General features: G+C 46.6%; 15 protein-coding genes. 5 read left to right on the top strand and 10 right to left on the bottom strand.

The features are described 5' to 3' along the window. Positions 1 to 16: 16 nt before the first annotated feature. Genes RXX31_RS08915 through RXX31_RS08900 form a run of 4 tightly spaced genes read right to left on the bottom strand, consistent with a single transcriptional unit; the run spans position 17 to position 3,253 of the window. Positions 17 to 676, bottom strand: coding sequence for a ChrR family anti-sigma-E factor (locus RXX31_RS08915; protein WP_317588823.1), 660 nt, complete (start codon positions 674 to 676; stop codon positions 17 to 19). Then, positions 673 to 1,257, bottom strand: a complete 585-nt coding sequence (locus tag RXX31_RS08910; protein WP_317588822.1) for an RNA polymerase sigma factor — start codon at positions 1,255 to 1,257, stop codon at positions 673 to 675. The genes RXX31_RS08915 and RXX31_RS08910 overlap by 4 nt, the downstream gene beginning before the upstream one ends. A 44-nt stretch (positions 1,258 to 1,301) precedes the next feature. Next, positions 1,302 to 2,660: a DUF4397 domain-containing protein gene (locus tag RXX31_RS08905; RefSeq protein WP_317588820.1), complete on the bottom strand. Its 1,359-nt coding sequence runs from the start codon at positions 2,658 to 2,660 to the stop codon at positions 1,302 to 1,304. Beyond that, a complete protein-coding gene (locus RXX31_RS08900) occupies positions 2,657 to 3,253 on the bottom strand; it encodes an LON peptidase substrate-binding domain-containing protein (RefSeq protein WP_317588819.1) in 597 nt (198 codons plus the stop codon). The genes RXX31_RS08905 and RXX31_RS08900 overlap by 4 nt, the downstream gene beginning before the upstream one ends. Positions 3,254 to 3,576: 323 nt before the next feature. On the opposite strand from RXX31_RS08900, the gene RXX31_RS08895 reads away from it, so the two are divergent. The 4 genes from RXX31_RS08895 to csdA all read left to right on the top strand — a co-directional run bounded on the left by RXX31_RS08895 (position 3,577) and on the right by csdA (position 7,174). After that, positions 3,577 to 4,368, top strand: coding sequence for an outer membrane protein OmpK (locus RXX31_RS08895; RefSeq protein WP_317588818.1), 792 nt, complete (start codon positions 3,577 to 3,579; stop codon positions 4,366 to 4,368). A gap of 108 nt (positions 4,369 to 4,476) precedes the next feature. After that, entirely contained in the window at positions 4,477 to 5,367 is an 891-nt protein-coding gene (panE, locus tag RXX31_RS08890; RefSeq protein ID WP_317588817.1) for a 2-dehydropantoate 2-reductase, read from the top strand. Continuing rightward, positions 5,364 to 5,963: a DJ-1 family glyoxalase III gene (locus RXX31_RS08885; RefSeq protein ID WP_317588815.1), complete on the top strand. Its 600-nt coding sequence runs from the start codon at positions 5,364 to 5,366 to the stop codon at positions 5,961 to 5,963. Before panE ends, RXX31_RS08885 begins: the two co-directional genes overlap by 4 nt. Next, positions 5,963 to 7,174 (top strand): cysteine desulfurase CsdA, encoded by a 1,212-nt coding sequence (gene csdA, locus RXX31_RS08880; RefSeq protein WP_317588813.1) that lies wholly within the window; start codon positions 5,963 to 5,965, stop codon positions 7,172 to 7,174. The genes RXX31_RS08885 and csdA overlap by 1 nt, the downstream gene beginning before the upstream one ends. A 259-nt stretch (positions 7,175 to 7,433) precedes the next feature. Here csdA and csdE read toward each other — a convergent pair whose 3' ends face one another. The 4 genes from csdE to RXX31_RS08860 form a co-directional block, all read right to left on the bottom strand. After that, a complete protein-coding gene (gene csdE / locus RXX31_RS08875; RefSeq protein WP_317588812.1) occupies positions 7,434 to 7,862 on the bottom strand; it encodes a cysteine desulfurase sulfur acceptor subunit CsdE in 429 nt (142 codons plus the stop codon). A 21-nt stretch (positions 7,863 to 7,883) separates the two neighbouring features. Next, positions 7,884 to 8,693 (bottom strand): tRNA cyclic N6-threonylcarbamoyladenosine(37) synthase TcdA, encoded by an 810-nt coding sequence (gene tcdA / locus RXX31_RS08870; RefSeq protein ID WP_317588811.1) that lies wholly within the window; start codon positions 8,691 to 8,693, stop codon positions 7,884 to 7,886. Between the two features lie 102 nt (positions 8,694 to 8,795). Beyond that, entirely contained in the window at positions 8,796 to 9,899 is a 1,104-nt protein-coding gene (gene mltA / locus RXX31_RS08865) for a murein transglycosylase A (RefSeq protein ID WP_317588810.1), read from the bottom strand. A gap of 238 nt (positions 9,900 to 10,137) precedes the next feature. Next, complete coding sequence (locus tag RXX31_RS08860; protein ID WP_317589335.1) at positions 10,138 to 10,593, bottom strand: DUF2850 domain-containing protein; 456 nt, start codon at positions 10,591 to 10,593, stop codon at positions 10,138 to 10,140. Between the two features lie 165 nt (positions 10,594 to 10,758). Here RXX31_RS08860 and argA point away from each other — a divergent pair, with 165 nt between their 5' ends. After that, positions 10,759 to 12,096: an amino-acid N-acetyltransferase gene (gene argA / locus RXX31_RS08855; RefSeq protein WP_317588809.1), complete on the top strand. Its 1,338-nt coding sequence runs from the start codon at positions 10,759 to 10,761 to the stop codon at positions 12,094 to 12,096. A gap of 40 nt (positions 12,097 to 12,136) precedes the next feature. On the opposite strand, the gene recD is transcribed toward argA, so the two are convergent. Both recD and recB read right to left on the bottom strand, forming a co-directional pair. Then, positions 12,137 to 14,296: an exodeoxyribonuclease V subunit alpha gene (gene recD, locus RXX31_RS08850; protein ID WP_317588807.1), complete on the bottom strand. Its 2,160-nt coding sequence runs from the start codon at positions 14,294 to 14,296 to the stop codon at positions 12,137 to 12,139. Beyond that, positions 14,296 to 17,970, bottom strand: coding sequence for an exodeoxyribonuclease V subunit beta (gene recB, locus RXX31_RS08845; protein ID WP_317589334.1), 3,675 nt, complete (start codon positions 17,968 to 17,970; stop codon positions 14,296 to 14,298). Before recB ends, recD begins: the two co-directional genes overlap by 1 nt. Positions 17,971 to 18,221 lie beyond the last annotated feature (251 nt).

The raw sequence follows: 18,221 nt of genomic DNA, 5'->3' as shown, positions 1-18,221 counted from the left end.
TCATAAGTTCATTAGGTTAAGGGTAGAGCCCCTTACCGAACATATTGAAGATTCTTGCCACACCCTGAGTAAATATCATCGGCTCAGTAAGCACGGTAAGACACAAACAGTCTTCCCCAGCCTTTGTATACGGGCTGTGCTTAACAGAGCCATCGCGTATCATCAGGTCTCCCTCTTCGTACTCACCATCCTCATCGCTAAATCCGCCATGTAAGACCAAGGTTGACTCTATTCCTTTGTGCGTATGTTGAGGAATCTGCACATCTTCACTGATATACATGAGGTTCACTCTGGCATCTTCCCCCAAATCGATTTGCGCACTATATACTTTGCCGCCATAGCTTCTCCAAGAGCCGACCAAATCAGAGAAACGGCTCAAGGTTTTGGGTAACTCAAAGCTTTTACCCGCCACGGACACTTTTGCGGAGTCTCGAATAATCACACTGTCGCGCATGGGAGGTGCGTTAACAATGTCATTAAACATGTCATCAAATTCAGGCACGTAAACACAAGGAACGTCACTGACGACATTTGCCTGCGCTGCTTCTACCTGATTGACATAGCCTCGACACTTGGAGCATGTTTCTAAGTGCGTAGCGACCACAAGACCAGAAACCGCATCAATGCTGCCCGAAGCGTACGCTTCTAACAATTTGTTATCTGGATGTTTGTTCATAGTTGCTCCGTATGCATTGAATGTCTTAATTTTTCTACTGCAAGTCTCAGACGTGATTTCACAGTACCAAGTGGGATATCAAATAGTTCTGCCACCTGCTGATGCGGCAACTCTTCAAGATAGACCGCTTGCAACACGTCTCTTTGATTTTTTGGTAATGTATCCAAAAATTTAATTACCTGATCTTTCAACATATCTTGCTCCGGAGAGTAGTGATCGACGAGATCAGGTGGATAGTATTCGGAAGGCCAAATATCATCAGAGTGAATATGTAGCTCTTTGCCCTTTTGTTTTCGTAGTAAGTCAAAACACAAATTACGAATAATTGTGTAAATCCAGGTTGATAATGCACTCTTTTTTCCATCATAAAGGTGTGCTTTGTGCCAGACCGTCGCCATAGTTTCCTGAACCATCTCCATCGCGACTTGCTCATTCCCAACGTGCTTAAAGGCGAATTGTTTTAGTTTGGGCGCATAAAATTGGAACACAAAAGCAAAGGCGTCTTTGTCTCGCGCTTTGACTTTGTCCATATAATCGATCCATTCCTGCCGTCCCAGTTTTTGTCGGCTATCGCTCATCATAATCGGCCTTATCGTCGGGAGGAGTTACCCCCTCCCACTCCGTCCTAGTCTGTGATGTCATCAACTAACAGGTTGAAACCACCATTATTGCCATCGTCTATCGCAACGACTTGATAGACCACACCGTTCATCAGATTCACGGGTACCGAATCTATTGCAACAGTGCCAGGGTCCCCCGCCACGGTCACGGTGACATAATAGGTTCCTTCCTCCACGTAAAGTCCTTGCAGACTTTCTTTGTACGTAAAATTAGCAATGGTTGGATCACTGCCATCTATACCGGTACTGGTAGTGAGATAAATATCTACCATTTCAGCCATCGGATTGGCTGCTGAATGAGTCAGATTTAATGTTGCACTAGTCGCTACTGCTCTTCTCATGTCCTTAACGACTAACGGCTCAATGGCTACAGAAGGATTGACGACACCAACCGCATAGACGCTGTAGTCCATACCGCCTTCCACAGCTAAATCGTCAACGCTAAAAATTGGGTCTGTGGCTGTACCATCAACAAAAACATCAATGTCGTAAGATTGAGGAACAAGATCTAAATAGCCACGAATTTCTTTGAAGGCCAGATCAGCAAGTGGCGCAAACGGCGTACCATCCACATTCACATCAACAGCTGGTGCACCGTCGACGAGATGCCCAACCCGCACTTCAGCCTGGCTACCTATATCCTGAATTATAGAAGATCCCGCACCATCGAGAACGACTAACTTGACGGGAGAAGAACTATTGGAATCACCAGTTTTGATGGCCGCGATGGTTAAATTAGAATTGCCCGCCAATGACAGTGTTCCTGAATCAAACACGACGTCATCGCCTACGGCTAACCTTACTTGATAATCACCCGCGAGAATATTGAGCGCATCCGTTGAACCTTTGTAAGCAAGCTTTGTTACCGGCATTACTGTAGATAAGTCGACGCCCGGCTCTGTAACATAAAGGTCAACCGCAGGGACTCCAGAAGCAGCATGTACAACTTGAACGTCCAGGCTGTTTTCAGTCGCCATCGACTCAGTACTGCGTGTCACAATAAGCGGTTCGACTGGGTTCGGACTTCCATCAGCATCACCGACGACAAATATGGTGTATTTGAGATCGGAGCCGAGATCTAGCACGGTTCTTGGCACTACAGTGGCGACTTCATCACCAGGCAACTGCACATCCACCTGAACGGAGTTACTGCCCTCGCGTACCATTATGTATCCAGAACCAACGCCATAATCGACATCTGTCAGCGTTGCTTTGTCGTTAATCCAAACATTCGCCATTGGCGCATCAGATGATGCGTGTACAGCCTGAACGTTGGCGTACTCAATGGTATCGCTGTCTGAACCACACGCAGCTAACCCCAGAGATGCTATTGTAACCAGAAATGCTTTTCTTGATAGTTTCATAACCGTGCCTCTTTGTTTACAGGGGCTTCAAGTGCTTGATGTAAAAACTGCAATGCAGGAAGACAGTTTTCTGCTCCGGCCAACTTATCGAACAGATGACACTCCAACGGCAGCAGCTCAAGCCAGCGCTGAGTAACCCAAGTTGGGTCATCGTAAAAACGGTGCTCATAAAGTGACCCAAGCTGAGGAAACTCCTCATAAACGTCCGCTAGCTGTTGACTTAAGCAATCAAAGCTGTACAGCTCATGTGGAACAATCCAGTTATCCATCCACTCAACTTCTGCATGCCTTAAACCATCAGAATCTGCTCTGATACGCTGTACCTTAAAGCGCTTTTCACCAACCACTGTGATTCCAAGAAGCCCATCACTTAATGTTTCAAAATCAACAATCCGTACTAACGAACCTATCGAAGAAACATTTCCAACTTCTCTCGGATCGCCGTCATTCCCTACCAGACAAACGCCAAACCCCATATTTTTTGAACAGCATTCCTTCACCATGCGTATGTAACGAGGTTCAAAAATACGCAGATTCATCTTTCCTTCAGGGAGCACAACTGAAGTGAGTGGAAATAACATAACTTCGTTCATCAATAAGTCCTCTTTGCTTCATCGAATAGTACGAAACTCTGTTCACTCCGATCACTAACGGTTTTTGTTGGTTAATCGACTGGCTTAAAAAGTCACGAAAATCGTTACGCAAACGATCAAAATCACATATCTAATGCAATAAAATGCAACAAATAAAAAGTTCCGTAAATAAGACCACCTTTGTGACCCTGATCACCAAAAAGGTTTTGTTTTGCACCTTTTATCACTTTCTTTTGGGATTATTATCGCTATTATTCCCGCCACTTGGAAAACGCAGCATAGATTGCATATTCTGAAATCTTACAAACAAAGAGAGTCCCCTTATGCGTAAATCACTTTTAGCTCTTAGTCTTCTAGCAGCGACTTCGGCTCCAGTAATGGCAGCTGATTACTCTGACGGCGATATCCACAAGAACGATTACAAGTGGATGCAGTTCAACCTGATGGGTGCATTTAACGAACTTCCAGGTTTCCCTGATGGCTCAAACCATGACTACCTAGAAATGGAATTTGGCGGTCGCTCTGGTATCTTCGATCTTTACGGTTACGTTGACGTATTCAACCTAACGTCAGATCCAGGCAGTGATAAAGCTGGCGCTGAAAAGATGTTCATGAAGTTCGCGCCACGTATGTCTCTGGACGCATTAACGGGCAAAGATCTGTCTTTCGGCCCTGTGCAAGAGCTTTACGTTGCATCTCTCATTGAGTGGGGTGGTAACTCTGGTGTAAACAATCAGAAAATCGGTCTTGGCTCTGATGTTATGGTTCCATGGCTTGGCAAAGTAGGCGTAAACCTTTACGGAACCTACAGCGGTAACGATAAAGACTGGAACGGTTACCACTTTGCAACAAACTGGTTCAAACCATTCTACTTCTTCGAGAACGGTTCATTCATCTCTTACCAAGGTTACATCGACTGGCAATTTGGTATGAAAGATGAGTACGCAAGCTCTAGCTACGGCGGCACAATGTTCAACGGCCTATACTGGCACTCTGACCGCTTTGCAGTTGGTTACGGCCTGAAAGGTTTCAAAAACATCTACGGTATCAAAGATGGTAGCGGCGTAGATTCTACCGGTTTCGGTCACTACGTAGCGGTAACTTACAAGTTCTAATAGAACAAATAAGTTTCTTCAGAAATGGCGCTCATCAGCGCCATTTTTATTTGCTTTCCTTTTTCCCCTCATTATCCTTGCAGCAAACCTTTTTAATGAGAGCGTTTGGTGAATATTGTCATCCTTGGTCCTGGAGCGATCGGCTCACTCTGGGCAATAAAATTAAAGCAAGCCGGGCATAATGTGTCTCTTTGGAGCAGAAGTTCAGAAACTCAGCTTTCGTTGCAACTTGATGACTCAGTCGGTGACACTTTCCTAAATAATCACCTTCTTTCTGTAAAAAGTGCTGATTTGATTATGGTGACCGTTAAAGCGTGGCAGGTCGAAGATGCCATTCGCCCGCTTCTTGAACATATCAATCCCGACACCATTATGATGCTGATGCATAATGGTATGGGAACCGCACAACGCGTTTCAGAATCGCTTAAAAACAACCCTATCGTTTTAGCAACCACGACTCACGGAGCCTATAAACCTTGCGAACAAAAAGTGCTGCATACAGGCCATGGCAACACGCAGTTAGGCGGCTTCAATAATTTGGGCAAACAGTGTCAGTTTTTACAGGAAGTAATGCATCACGCCCTACCTGAAGTGAGATGGAACCCAAATATCCATACCGCATTGTGGACTAAACTCGCTATCAACTGTGCAATTAATCCATTAACCGCTATTCATCAATGCAAGAATGGCGCGCTTGCGCAGCAAGAGTTTCAGGATACGCTGCGAAACATTACGCGCGAATTGGTTGAGGTAATGAATAAAGAAGGACTCGATACTGAGTTCGACAATTTGTTCGGGGTTATCATGCAAGTCGTCAATGCGACCGCTGAGAATTACTCTTCAATGAGACAGGATGTTTACCACCAGCGACGCACCGAAATCGACTTTATTACTGGTTATTTATTGCAAACTGCAGAGAAACACCACATCGAGATTCCTGAGAACCTTAGTCTTTACCACCGCATTAAGCAGACAGAAAAAAGCTGGACAGAACAATGAGTGTAAAAATCTTAGTACCTATCGCTCCAGGTACCGAAGAAATGGAAGCCGTGACCATCATCGATATGATGGTTCGAGCTGGATATGACGTGACGGTAGCCAGTGCAGCATTCGACGGGGCTTTAACGATGAAAGCTTCTCGTGGCGTCACGCTAACCGCGGATTGTAAACTGGTCGATATCGCTGATGACGAGTTTGATGTCATTGCACTGCCAGGCGGTGTCGGTGGTGCAGAAGTATTTCGCGACAGCACGGTTATGATAGAAATCCTCAAACAACATATTTATGAAGGAAAACTGGTTGCGGCTATCTGTGCTGCTCCAGCGCTGGTATTACAACATCATAATCTTTTCCCTAAAGCACTAATGACTTGCCACCCAAGTTTCCAGTCACACATCCCTGAAACGAACTGGCGAAGCAAACGCGTGACTATCGATATCAACCATAACCTGATCACCAGCCAGGGGCCGGGAACCGCGTTAGAATTTGCGATGGAAGTGATCATTAAGCTATCGGGGAAAAAGCACGCATGGAGCATCGCCGAACCTATGGTAACCATTCCGACTTTGCATTATCACAAGATTGGTGACGAGTAATGTTTGATGTTAATACGGTTCGCCAGCAGTTTCCCGCTTTAAAGCAGTCCATCAATGACACACCTCTGGTTTATCTTGATAGTGCCGCCACCACCCAAAAGCCTCAGTGTGTGATTGATGTCATCAGCCACTATTACAGTGCTCAAAATGCCAATGTGCATCGTGGCAGCCACAGCTTAACCGCGAATGCCACCAGCCAGTTCGAAGCGGCTCGTGAAACCGTCACCGGTTTTATTGGCGCGGCCAGCTCGAAAGAAATCATCTGGACACGTGGAGCGACCGAAGCGCTCAATTTGATCGCTCAGACCTATGCTCGCAGTAATTTACAAGCTGGTGACGAGATATTAATCAGTGAAATGGAGCATCACGCCAACATCGTGCCATGGCAGATTGTTGCAGAGCAGACCGGTGCTAAAGTCGTTAAAGTTCCTATGACTGCCGACTGCCAGTTTGATATGGACGCATTTAAATCGCTGTTGTCTGAACGTTGTAAAATTGTGGCGTGTGCACAAATCACTAACGTCACCGGTTCACGTCAGCCTATCGAAGAAATTACCACCCTAGCACATCAGTTTGGTGCCGTTGTTGTTGTAGATGGTGCTCAAGGCATCGTGCATGAGCCGCTAAACCTTGCTGAGCTGGATATCGATTTTTATGTATTCTCAGGACATAAGCTCTATGCCCCAGCTGGGATTGGCGTGCTTTATGGCAAGTTAGCTTTACTAGAAGCGATGCCACCATGGCATGGTGGCGGAAAAATGGTCGAGAAAGTATCGTTTGAGAAAACCACCTTTTCAGATCTACCCGGAAAGTTCGAAGCAGGCACACCAAATGTCGCTGGTGCTATCGCGCTCGCAAAAGCGATTGAGTGGTATCAGGGATTTGACCATCAAGAAGTGGAAGATCACCTGCACGCTCTACAGAACAAAACATATCTCGCACTCAGCCAGATGGATGACATTCGCATTCTTGGTTACCAGCCGAAAGCATCAGTGCTGACATTTGTCATGGATGGTGTGCATCACCAAGACATTGCGACACTGCTTGACCAGCAAGGTATAGCTGTACGTGCCGGACACCATTGTGCCCACCCGTTAATGGATGCGCTCAAAGTAAAAGGAACCGTACGTGTCTCTTTTGGTATCTATAATACGGAAGAAGATGTTGATAGGCTGATTACGGCAGTCGAGAAAGCGGTAGAGATGTTGTAAGGAAGGGACTAGGTTGGAAGGTCCTAGATCCTAGATCCTAGATCCTAGATCCTAGAGGGAGATTGCTGGAAATAAAACGATAAACTTAAATACTTTGATTTGCTTTTTGGGAATACAGATTACTGAATACAGATTTTATTTCTCTTTCCGTAATCAGTATTCCAAAGAAACAAACACCGCAACCTACGTTTATCACTGAACTGACAGCATCTTCCCTAGAACCTAGAACCTAGGACCTAGCCACCTAGGACCTAGTCACTTAATCACCTAGGACCTTTATTTCTTCAACAATCGCTTTCAGACCATTACCACGAGATGGACTTAAGTGAGCAATCAAACCCAGTTGCTCAAAATACGCATCGATGTCAAACGCTTGGATTTGCTCAGCGGTTTTTCCGTCATATGCCGCCATGACCAAAGCAATCAACCCACGGACAATACGTGCATCAGAATCAGCGCAGAAATGCCAAACACCATCCTGCTGCTTGCTCACCAACCAAACTAAGCTTTCACAGCCTGACACCGTGACTTGTTCTGATTTCAGCGCTTCGGGCATTTGAGGTAATTTCTTTCCCCACTGGATAACTTGGCGGTAGCGATCTTCCCAGCCTTTAAACTGCTGCATCGTCGCGACAATATCGTCACTTGTTATCTCAGAACCAAATGGTGAAACTGGGAAATCAGTCATGATGTGTACTTCTCTTTGTTATTACTTCTTATACTTTTGAATCAGCTTTTCTACTATGCGTGAAACCGCAACAAAGCCAAACGTTGCTGTCACTACGGTTGCCGCGCCAAATCCGCTTGCGCAGTCCATTCGCTTAGGTCCTTCTGCCGTAGACTTCACACCACATACCGAACCGTCCGCTTGTGGGTATTTTAGCTGCTCGGTAGAGAACACGCAGTCAATGCCAAATTTACGCGCAGGATTCTTCGGAAAGTTATGATGGCGACGCAAGGTATCTTTGATCTTTTTCGCGAGCGGATCTTGAATCGTTTTGGTTAAATCGGCCACCATGATTTGCGTTGGGTCAACCTGACCACCCGCGCCACCCGTGGTGATCACTTTAATCTTATTGCTACGGCAGTAAGCCAATAATGAAGCTTTTGCTTTCACACTGTCTATCGCATCCAACACGTAGTCAAAGTCTTTGCTCAAGTACTCATGCTGGTTGTCTGGCGTGATGAAATCGTCAATCAGATTCACCTTACATTCAGGGTTAATCAGCTTAACGCGCTCGGCCATCACTTCAATTTTGCTTTGGCCAACCGTTCCAGACATGGCGTGAATTTGACGGTTAATATTCGTCACGCATACGTCGTCCATATCAATCAGTGTCAGCTCACCAATACCTGTACGCGCAAGGGCTTCGACTGCCCAGGAACCAACACCGCCAATACCAATCACACACACATGCGAAGCACGAAGAATTTCTACCTCGCTGTTACCATAAAGACGACGAGTGCCGCCAAAGCGTTGATTGTAGTTGTCGGAGGCCGGAGTATCGAGTTCGCGCATATTGAAATCCAGATGATCGATAGAAAAACAAAGAGTGCGATTTATACGCACTCTTTGAGAAAATGTCTAGACAAGAGAGCTCTCGTCGCTCTTATCAATCCGCTATTGTATCTTTTCTGGTGATAAAGCCCAAGGCGCTTGCGTTGGCGTGTTTTCTAATCCTAGCTTCCAGACACGGCCAAAGTGCTTGTAATGGCCAGCTTCGATTCCCGCTCTTGCACCAATACCATGATACAGATCCAGATGATTACGTTTTACTGCGCCACCCGTATCAAGAACAAGCAGAATGCGAAGTTGATGCGCGCCGCTCCAGGTTCCGTCAGCATTAAGCAGCGGGACTTCTGCCAGAACCGGCGTCCCCATAGGAAGAATAGAACGGTCACCAGCCACGGATGCCATTGGCAGTAATGGAATGCCCGCCGCCCCTGTCACTGGCGCTTCAGCTTTAGGAGCAAAGAACACATAAGACGGGTTTTGCTCTAACAATTCACGAACAGTCGCTTCATCGTTTTCCATCACCCAGTCTTTGATGGCTTTCATCGACATTTCTTCACGTGGCACTTCACCACGTTCTATCAAAATTCGCCCGATACTCACGTACGCTTTGTTATTCTTCCCTGCATAAGCAAAGTACTCCAACGTATCATCATCTTCGAAATGAACGTAGCCACTGCCCTGCACTTCCATCATAAATGGATCAATACGATTTGGAGCATAACCAAGTACCAGCCCTTTACCCTCTAAAGCACCATCATAGATCTCGGCTCGGGTCGGGCAATCAGAGGAACAATTCGGCTTAGCATAAACTGGGTATTTAAAGAGGTTATTTGGCTGATGACGCAACTCCATCACCGGAGAAAAGTACCCCGTGAACAGTACGTTACCTTTTTTATCGCCCCCACCTAGCTGTGCCGCCTGAATACCATAAGCGCTGAGCACACTAGTGTCGCCACTTTGCTGAGCCCACTCACTCAATCTGTGATACAGCGGTTGGTACATCTTCGCCATAGAGGGAGATTTAATCAAAACCTGCTCAACTTGCTTGTTGAACTCGGTAAAGTCGCGAGGCTTGTTCGACTCAACCACGTCCACTTTATTGAGAATTTGAGGAAACTCACCATCGATGTATTGATGGGCAAGATCGTTTTTCTGAGCACAACCAAACAGAAGGCCTAGAGTAACAATAGGAAGAAGTTGTTTTAGCACGTGATTATTCCGTAATAAAAGATAGAAAGAGGATGGCAAACAAAGACAGGCAACGCAATTGAAAAGCCACGTCAAAGTGTTTCAAAACTAGGTCAATTGTGTAATCTGCTGTGATTTAATCCAATTAAACTCGAATAAACAGCATGATAGCAGGAGAGTAAGTGAAGGAGTGTCCAGACAATGTTTGAAATTACGTTCACTGAACGGTCACTAAATCGCAACGGCAATAAATACGCGTTTAACGCAGTTCGATGCCTTGGCTTCCTTCTAAACGGAAAATAGGTCGATAATACGCGTTGGCATCTAACTTCATTTCTGTGTGCTGCTGTCCAATAAACTCAAAACGGCGAACGCTCGACCCAACCCGATAAGAAAATGAATGTCCATCAAATTCAAAACCGGTCGCAACCGTAGCGCCATTAACCGTGACACCTCTTTCGCTGACGACAAAAACCTCACGCGCATAAGGTGCGACTTCCTGCTCGATCCACTTTCCATATATGGCTGATTCTGGTACAGATGGATTGATATATCGGGAGAACAAATCACTGTAAAGCATGCCTACTATAACGGCTCCAACCGCTGTGGTAAGCATAAGAAAACGCTCTATTGCCTTGCGAAACTTAGACGTTGTTGATGAGTTGGCTTGGGGCTGAGTAGTAATCTTTACATTCCTGTTTAGGGTTAAAGAGATGGTAACCACTGATAGCGGAAAGGCTGGTGTATTTTATCCTTCCTCCTATTATTCCCCAAAGGAAGACTATCGATATATTTGTCCTTTATTCCAAAAAATTCGCCTTGATATTAACTGAATAAAAAGACATTATTTAAGCATAAATAAACACAAGGAATGGCAGTAGTGAAAATTCGTAGTACCGCTCTCGTTAAAGGGTTCCGCCAATCAACCCCCTATGTAAATGCACACCGTGGTAAAACCATGGTGATCATGCTCGGTGGAGAAGCGGTCGCCCACAGCAACTTCGGCAACATTATCAATGATATTGCTTTAATGCATAGCCTTGGCATCAAAGTGGTGGTGGTATATGGTGCGCGTCCGCAAATTAACCAATTATTGGTAAAACAAAACCTTACTACGCCATACCACAAAGACATCCGAATTACTGATGAAGAAGCCTTATCTGTTGTTATGCAAGCCGCAGGACAACTGCAACTAGCGATTACTGCACGCCTTTCCATGAGCCTGAACAATACGCCAATGGCGGGTACAGAGCTAAGTGTGGTATCTGGCAACTATATTATTGCTCAACCTCTGGGCGTCGATGATGGCGTTGACTACTGCCACAGTGGACGCATTCGCCGCATTGATACTGATGCGATTAACCGCACTCTCGATCAAGGTTCTATTGTGCTGCTTGGCCCAATCGCCAGCTCCGTCACCGGTGAGTGTTTTAACTTACTTTCTGAAGAGGTCGCCACACAGCTTGCGATTAAATTAGGTGCGGACAAGTTGATTGGCTTCTGCTCTGAGCAAGGTGTGATTGATGACAACGGCAATGCTGTCGCGGAACTACTCCCTATCGAGGCAGAGCATGTTATCAAAACCTTAACGGAAAAAAGCTCACCAGATTCAGACTACTACACAGGTACGCTACGTTTCTTGAAAGGCTCGATTGCCGCTTGTCGTGCGGGCGTACCACGTAGCCATTTGATCAGTTATAAAGTCGACGGTGCCTTAATTCAGGAACTGTTCTCTTTTGATGGTATTGGTACTCAAGTCGTGATGGCGAGCGCAGAGCAAGTCCGCCAGGCCAATATCGACGACATTGGCGGCATTTTAGACTTAATCCGTCCATTGGAAGAACAAGGTATTTTAGTCAGACGTTCGCGCGAACAATTAGAGCAAGAGATTGGTAAATTCACTATCATCGAAAAAGATGGATTGATCATTGGTTGCGCGGCCTTATATCCATACGCGGAAGAGCGTAAAGCAGAAATGGCTTGTGTGGCGATTCATCCAGATTACCGCGACGGCAACCGTGGTTTGCTATTACTGAATTATATGAAGCACCGTTCAAAGTCAGAGAATATCAATCAGATTTTCGTCCTGACTACACACAGCCTGCATTGGTTCAGAGAGCAAGGGTTCTACGAAGTGAGTGTCGATTACTTACCGGGAGCCAAGCAAGGCTTGTACAACTTCCAGCGTAAATCAAAAATCTTAGCGTTGGATTTATAAACATTAAAAAAGACCGAGTGCATACTCGGTCTTTTAGTTTCTAGTTGGCTAGTCGCTGCACCAATCCACTGGCTCGCGTTGTTTTCACCTTTATTCCTCGTTTCAGCACATTCAGTTCCGCATAAAGCGCCAAACGTTTCTTGGCTCGGGTGATGCCTGTGTAAATCAGCTCACGGGTTAATATCGGGCTAAAATCTGGCGGCAGAATCATTAAGGTGTAATCAAACTCACTGCCCTGCGATTTATGAATTGTCATGGCGTAGGCCGTTTCATGCTCTGGCACTCGGCTTGGCAGTACCGACTTAACACTACCATCAGGGAGTTCGAAAAAGACTTTCAAACGCTGCTCTTCTTCGCTGTCATCCCGCATACAAATACCAATATCACCGTTATACAAACCTAAACCGTGATCATTGCGCGTAACCATCACAGGTCTGCCGTGATACCAAATCTCATCCTGCACCTTAATCAGCTTACGTGCTGCAAGTGCTTTCTCTATGCGCTGGTTTAACCCAGCCACACCAAAGTCACCTTCGCGAATCGCACAAAGCAGTCTGCACTGGTTAAATGTGTCTAACACCGCTTTGGCTTTTCGGGTTAACGTTTCAGGTTCTCCAGTATTTGGATCCTGCTCTTGCTGCCCTATACGCTTCAGATAACGACCGTATTCTTGTACTAACGTCTGCATCATCTGATTGTAGTTTTGGCTACTCAGAGCAAAATGTTCGATATCTGAAAAGTCTCGCGCCCAGACATTGTCCACACTGGCCGCAGAACCTAAGTTCACCGCTTTCGCTAATTGACCAATCCCCGAGCGAGCATCAAATCGGTAACTCTTTTGCAGCATACACAGACTGTCTGCAATACTGGACACACTATTGCTGCTGTGAGCCAAGGTGTCAAAACCGGTCAGCTTAGCGATGGCCGAAGCCTGCTCTTTGCCATACCCCAAAGCGTGGAACGAACAGATATCGCCCAACACTGCCCCCGCTTCTACCGAGGCGAGCTGATCTTTATCACCAAGCAGGATCAGTCGAGCATGCTTAGGCAATGCATCGACCACTTTGTACATCATGGGTAAATCGACCATCGACGCTTCGTCAATGACTAAGATATCCAGATGCAGTGGGTTCTGCTTGTTATGACGGAACTCCGCGCTATTCGGGATCGCGCCCAACAAACGGTGCAAGGTGCTCGATTCAGTTGGGATTTTGGCTTTTAACTCAGGAGAAACCGGTAGCTCTTGCACTGCTTTGCCAATTGACTCGGTTAATCGTGCAGCCGCTTTACCCGTCGGAGCCACCAGCTTGATGGTTAGATTCTTCTCTTGTGCGGCCTGCTCTATCAGGGCGGCAAGCAATTTGGTTACCGTGGTCGTTTTACCGGTTCCCGGCCCGCCAGAAATCACTGCAAATCGACGCGTTAGCGCGACTGCTGCCGCGACTTTTTGCCAGTTTACACAAGCAGAAAGTGGCACAAGTTCATCCAGTGGTTGTAAATCATGAACTTTGGTAGCTTGGCTTAAAACCGCATCAATCGCAGGCCAATCCAACGCGTCGCTTGCGACAACATCAAGGTGGTCACATACCAATTGCTGGCGCAGAACTTGGTTGTTATTGCCCGCTTCATTCGCTTTAGCTAGAGCGTTAAAAAGAAAATGATATTGACGCGCAAACAGATGGTTAAGCAGCTCAGATAATCGCGTAAACTCTTGCGGCAGCAAGCTAACCGCCGCACCCAGTTGATTGAGCTTTTCCGCCAATGTCACTTCATAGTGCCAGTAACGGTGTAAATACAAACGCTCACCATCGAACATTAGAGGCAGCGCTTCTCCCTGTGCGCCAACCAAACTGGAATTTTCCAACAATTGGGGCCAATTAATGCCTTGCAGTTGAGTATTGAGCGTTAACGCTGCCTCACCGAACAGCCCCAACTTACTGGCTAAATCAGTAGGCTGACCTTGCGCATCGCAGAGAGGCAAACAGATATGTCCTTTACCAAGCTCACTACTGACGACACCAGCGATAAACGCCAGTGCCTGACCGTCTGATTGCGATTCACTCTGCACACCATTAGTTTGAGCATAAAGAAAACGTGCGAATTGGAAATCGAGCTGACGAATAGCACCTTTGTGTGCCAAGCGTTCAAGTGTTACCAGCAGGTTATCTTGGTTAGATGGAAGATTGTTATTGGTCGTCATTACAGTAGCTCCATCTGCCCAGCCTGAGTCGATCGTGTTTCCAGTGCTTGACCATCAATCAAACGATCCATCTCATGTAAAAATTCTAACGTTGGTTTGGCGGAAAAAATACCGTGATCGCTTTGCCCATCCATGCCGCGTAAGAACAGGTAATACACGCCACCAAAGTGCTGATCGTATTGATAATTAGCCAGTCGACTGCGCAAAAAGCGATGTAGTGCTAAAGCATAAATCTGATACTGCAAATCGTAACGGTGATCCGCCATGGCAGATTTTAGTGCTTCACCATGGTAGTGAGTCACATCGTCGCCAAGGTGGTTCGATTTCCAGTCCAGCACGTAGTACTTGCCTTGATGCTCAAACACCAAGTCGATAAAGCCTTTGAGCATGCCTTGAACCGTTTGGAAACCTAAATCTCCCGCTTTGGCAGACAATGGGTCATGTCGTTGAATCACACGGTTCAGCGCCGGAGCGGACAACACTTCAATCGGCAGCAGAAACTCCATCTCCACCAGACGCTGCGATGGTGCTTTTTGATTAAGCAGCAATGACTTTCCGTCTAATGGCGTGGCAAGCACAGTATCAATCAGCTGTTGTAAAATTGGCAGCCACTCTTCATCCAACTGTTCACTTTCCATCAAGCCGAGAATGATTTGGGTATTCTCTTCCGTCGTGGCTGGCTGAGTAAACTCAATTTCCTCGAATAAGCTGTGAAGGAACGTCCCCGGACGCGCGCCTCTTGGGAAGGTGAAAATAGAACGCTCAGGCTCAGCCAAATCCTCTTCGTCTTGCTCGTCAGAAGAGTCAATATCAAAGCCAATAATCTCAATGGTGGCGTCGTGTTCAGTCTGATGAGAGCCCTGCTTGACCAAACCAGAATAACTGGTGATACGCCAGTTTCTATCGATTGGGTTTTGTAGCTCTTTAGCAGTCAGGTTATGCACCTCTTCCTGTGGCGCTACATACATCTCTTCGAGCTGCTTTGGCGGCTCCCCTAAAACGACGCAATCGAGTTTATCTTGCTGCTGTTTTAAACCCTGGTACAGATCGTGGATTCCGCCCTCTTGACCATTTTGCACCAAGTAGCCGATTGCACTGCGGTGAACACCAGTTGGTTCTTTGGTTGAGCGTCCGTTACGCAAAGGCGAAGCACCAATAAAGCAGGCATACACGGCGCGCGTTAATGCTACATATATCAGACGCAGGTCTTCGGCTAAACGCTCTTTGTCCGCTTGCTGCATTGATGCATCGTTACCGGTGATATCCAGAACAGTGCGATCATTGGCGGCGTCGTAGTATTTGGCTTCGCTGGCTTCTCGGTAACTGAACACAAACGGCAGAAAGACCAGGTCATATTCCAAGCCTTTTGATTTGTGAATAGTGACGATTTGCACCAAATTACGCTCGGACTCCAAACGTTGGATTTGGTCGTCACTGCCGCCCAAACCATTTTCCGCATCACTGATAGACTGAGCCAACCAGCGCAGCAGCCCATGATCACTATCTAATTCGTTACTGGCTTGCTGAAGGAGTTCACCGATGTGCATTAAATCGGTAAGTACTCGCTCACCATTCTCTCCTTGTGAGCTTGCGCCTTCTTCTAACAATCGTTCGGCAATATGGCGTTTGCTGATCACCGCACGCAGCATGGGTAATACCCCACGTTGAACCCAAAGTTTGCGATATTCTTTGAATTCATTAACTGCGTTTTCCCATACGATTTCATCGTTATTGAGTGCATCCAGGCTGGCAGCATCCAATGCAAACAGTTCAGAGGCGAGACTCGCACGCAGCGCTCGGTCATTTTCCGGTGTCAGTACCGCTTGCAGAAGACGCTGCAGATCTTGAGCAACCGAGCTGGTAAACACACTGTCTCGGTTAGACAGATACACACTGGCAATGCCTTGATCGGCCAACGCCTGTTTAATCATTCGGCCTTCGTTACCAGTACGAACCAGTACTGCGATATCGCCAGCTTGAACGGCTTTCTCTTTTTCACCGTTCACCAGACACGCTTGCCCCAGCTGAGCCTGAGTCAAAATCGTTTGGATTTGGCTCGCGGTTGCCTCCGCCATTCGAGTCAAATATTCGCCTTTTGGCAGCGGTTTTTCTTCAGCGTTTTGCAACCAATAAGTCAGTGCTGGTTGCTTTTGACCACCCATAGTCCAAATGCGTTTTTCGGCATTTGGACTGTAGTTGACGGGTAAGAAAGGAATGTCCGAATCATAGATAAATGGGCTGTCTGGCAAGGCAAACACTTGGTTCACTGCCTGCACCATATCCGCACTTGAACGCCAGTTCGTTCCTAGCGTGTAGTGGGCACTTACTTGGTTACGAGCTTTAATATAAGTGAAAATGTCTGCGCCACGGAAACCATAAATCGCCTGTTTCGGGTCACCGATCATAAACAAACCGCATTCTGGATTGTTCAGATAGATACGACTAAAAATACTGTATTGCAACGGGTCGGTATCTTGGAATTCATCAATCATCGCGACCGGATACAAAGTGCGAATTCGCTCAGCCAGTAGCTCGCTTTCATCGGTATCGATAGAAGCAGAAAGTTGAGTCAGTAAGTCATCGAAAGAGAGCCACTGCTTCTGATTTTTCGCACTGGCTAACATCACGCGACAGTGTTCAATCGCATGAGCCAACAGTGGCGCTTTTAAGCTAATTGGATTGGCAAGAAAAGCCTCAATCGCTGCAAAAACGGCGTGCTGCGGCGCACTGCCTTTGGGTGTTTTTTCCGACAGGATATTTTGCGCAAACTTTTCCAGCTTGTCAGGATATTCATAACCTGTGGTTTCTGTTGCTGCCCAAGCATTCACTGCCTCTAACCAGGTCGGCAGAGACTTTTTGGTGTAGCTGCGTTTGTTGATGTCTGAATCCGAAATCAGCGCTAAAAAGTCATCCTGGCTATCTCGCCATTGTGCTTTCAGCTCATCGATTTTTTTCAGATTCTCAGTATGAACATCGGCCAAACTGCCTTGCATCGCAGGTACAGAAAGGCTTAACGGTGCGCCTGTTAAGTAATTGCTGATGTCAGACAACAGTGCAGATGGAGAACCCCACAACTGACGAATTTCCCCCGCTAAAGTAAACGGCAATGGGTAGAAGTTACGTCGCCAATAGTCAGCCACCACCTGAGCTTTAAGGTGGCTTTCGTCCGTCACGAACTCGTTATTAAATCGGCTGCCAGATTCAAAAGCATTTTGTGTCAGCATGCGCTGGCAAAAACCGTGAATGGTGTAGACCGCTGCCTCATCCATTTGACGCTCTGCCTGGAGAAGAATTTCCGCCGCTTGCTTGTGATCGTCGAACTCACTAAGCAAAGGCTGAATGACTGGATCGGAACTCTGTCCGCGAGCAAAAGCGATACGCGCATCATGGATTCTCGCCCTGATACGATCGCGCAACTCCGCTGTCGCCGCTTCGGTAAAGGTCACAACCAGAATTTGATCAACGGTAAGCGGGACGCGATGTTTGGTCTCTGCACTGCCGTGACCAAGCAAAAGGCGCAGGTATAAACCCGCAATAGTGAAGGTTTTGCCCGTACCCGCGGATGCCTCAATTAACCTCGCACCATGTAAAGGAAACTTCATCGCTTCTAGTGGTGTTGGCTGCGGTTGCCCAGTGGCTTCTAAATCATGGTTAGGTAGCTCTGCACCTGACATTTGATCCATAACGCTGAATCTCTCCGGATTATCAACTGATAGAAGTGTGATCTATCGTTAAAAATTCTATTTATATGTTTACCAAGTTGGATAATTTAGGGCTTTGTGGGATCTTTCTCACGGTTATCCATCTGTTGCACCGTTAGTATGCGCCTCACGAGATAAGCCAAGCCTTTTAGGCGGCAACACTCAAATGAATTAAGCAAAAGTATCATGGTCCCTCTGACCTTGTGGCCGTACAGCGAACGCCC

The sequence above is a fragment of the Vibrio sp. EA2 genome (assembly GCF_033042495.1).
Taxonomy (GTDB): domain Bacteria; phylum Pseudomonadota; class Gammaproteobacteria; order Enterobacterales; family Vibrionaceae; genus Vibrio.
Note: the sequence above shows the minus strand (reverse complement) of the source record. Positions and strands in the feature narration are given on the sequence as shown.

What these genes read in the sequence shown, in the direction of transcription:
- RXX31_RS08915 (WP_317588823.1), bottom strand. Translation starts at nt 676, where the DNA reads ATGAACAAACATCCAGATAACAAATTGTTAGAAGCGTACGCTTCGGGC.
- RXX31_RS08910 (WP_317588822.1), bottom strand. Translation starts at nt 1,257, where the DNA reads ATGATGAGCGATAGCCGACAAAAACTGGGACGGCAGGAATGGATCGAT.
- RXX31_RS08905 (WP_317588820.1), bottom strand. Translation starts at nt 2,660, where the DNA reads ATGAAACTATCAAGAAAAGCATTTCTGGTTACAATAGCATCTCTGGGG.
- RXX31_RS08900 (WP_317588819.1), bottom strand. Translation starts at nt 3,253, where the DNA reads ATGAACGAAGTTATGTTATTTCCACTCACTTCAGTTGTGCTCCCTGAA.
- RXX31_RS08895 (WP_317588818.1), top strand. Translation starts at nt 3,577, where the DNA reads ATGCGTAAATCACTTTTAGCTCTTAGTCTTCTAGCAGCGACTTCGGCT.
- RXX31_RS08885 (WP_317588815.1), top strand. Translation starts at nt 5,364, where the DNA reads ATGAGTGTAAAAATCTTAGTACCTATCGCTCCAGGTACCGAAGAAATG.
- csdA (WP_317588813.1), top strand. Translation starts at nt 5,963, where the DNA reads ATGTTTGATGTTAATACGGTTCGCCAGCAGTTTCCCGCTTTAAAGCAG.
- csdE (WP_317588812.1), bottom strand. Translation starts at nt 7,862, where the DNA reads ATGACTGATTTCCCAGTTTCACCATTTGGTTCTGAGATAACAAGTGAC.
- tcdA (WP_317588811.1), bottom strand. Translation starts at nt 8,693, where the DNA reads ATGCGCGAACTCGATACTCCGGCCTCCGACAACTACAATCAACGCTTT.
- recD (WP_317588807.1), bottom strand. Translation starts at nt 14,296, where the DNA reads ATGACGACCAATAACAATCTTCCATCTAACCAAGATAACCTGCTGGTA.
- recB (WP_317589334.1), bottom strand. Translation starts at nt 17,970, where the DNA reads ATGTCAGGTGCAGAGCTACCTAACCATGATTTAGAAGCCACTGGGCAA.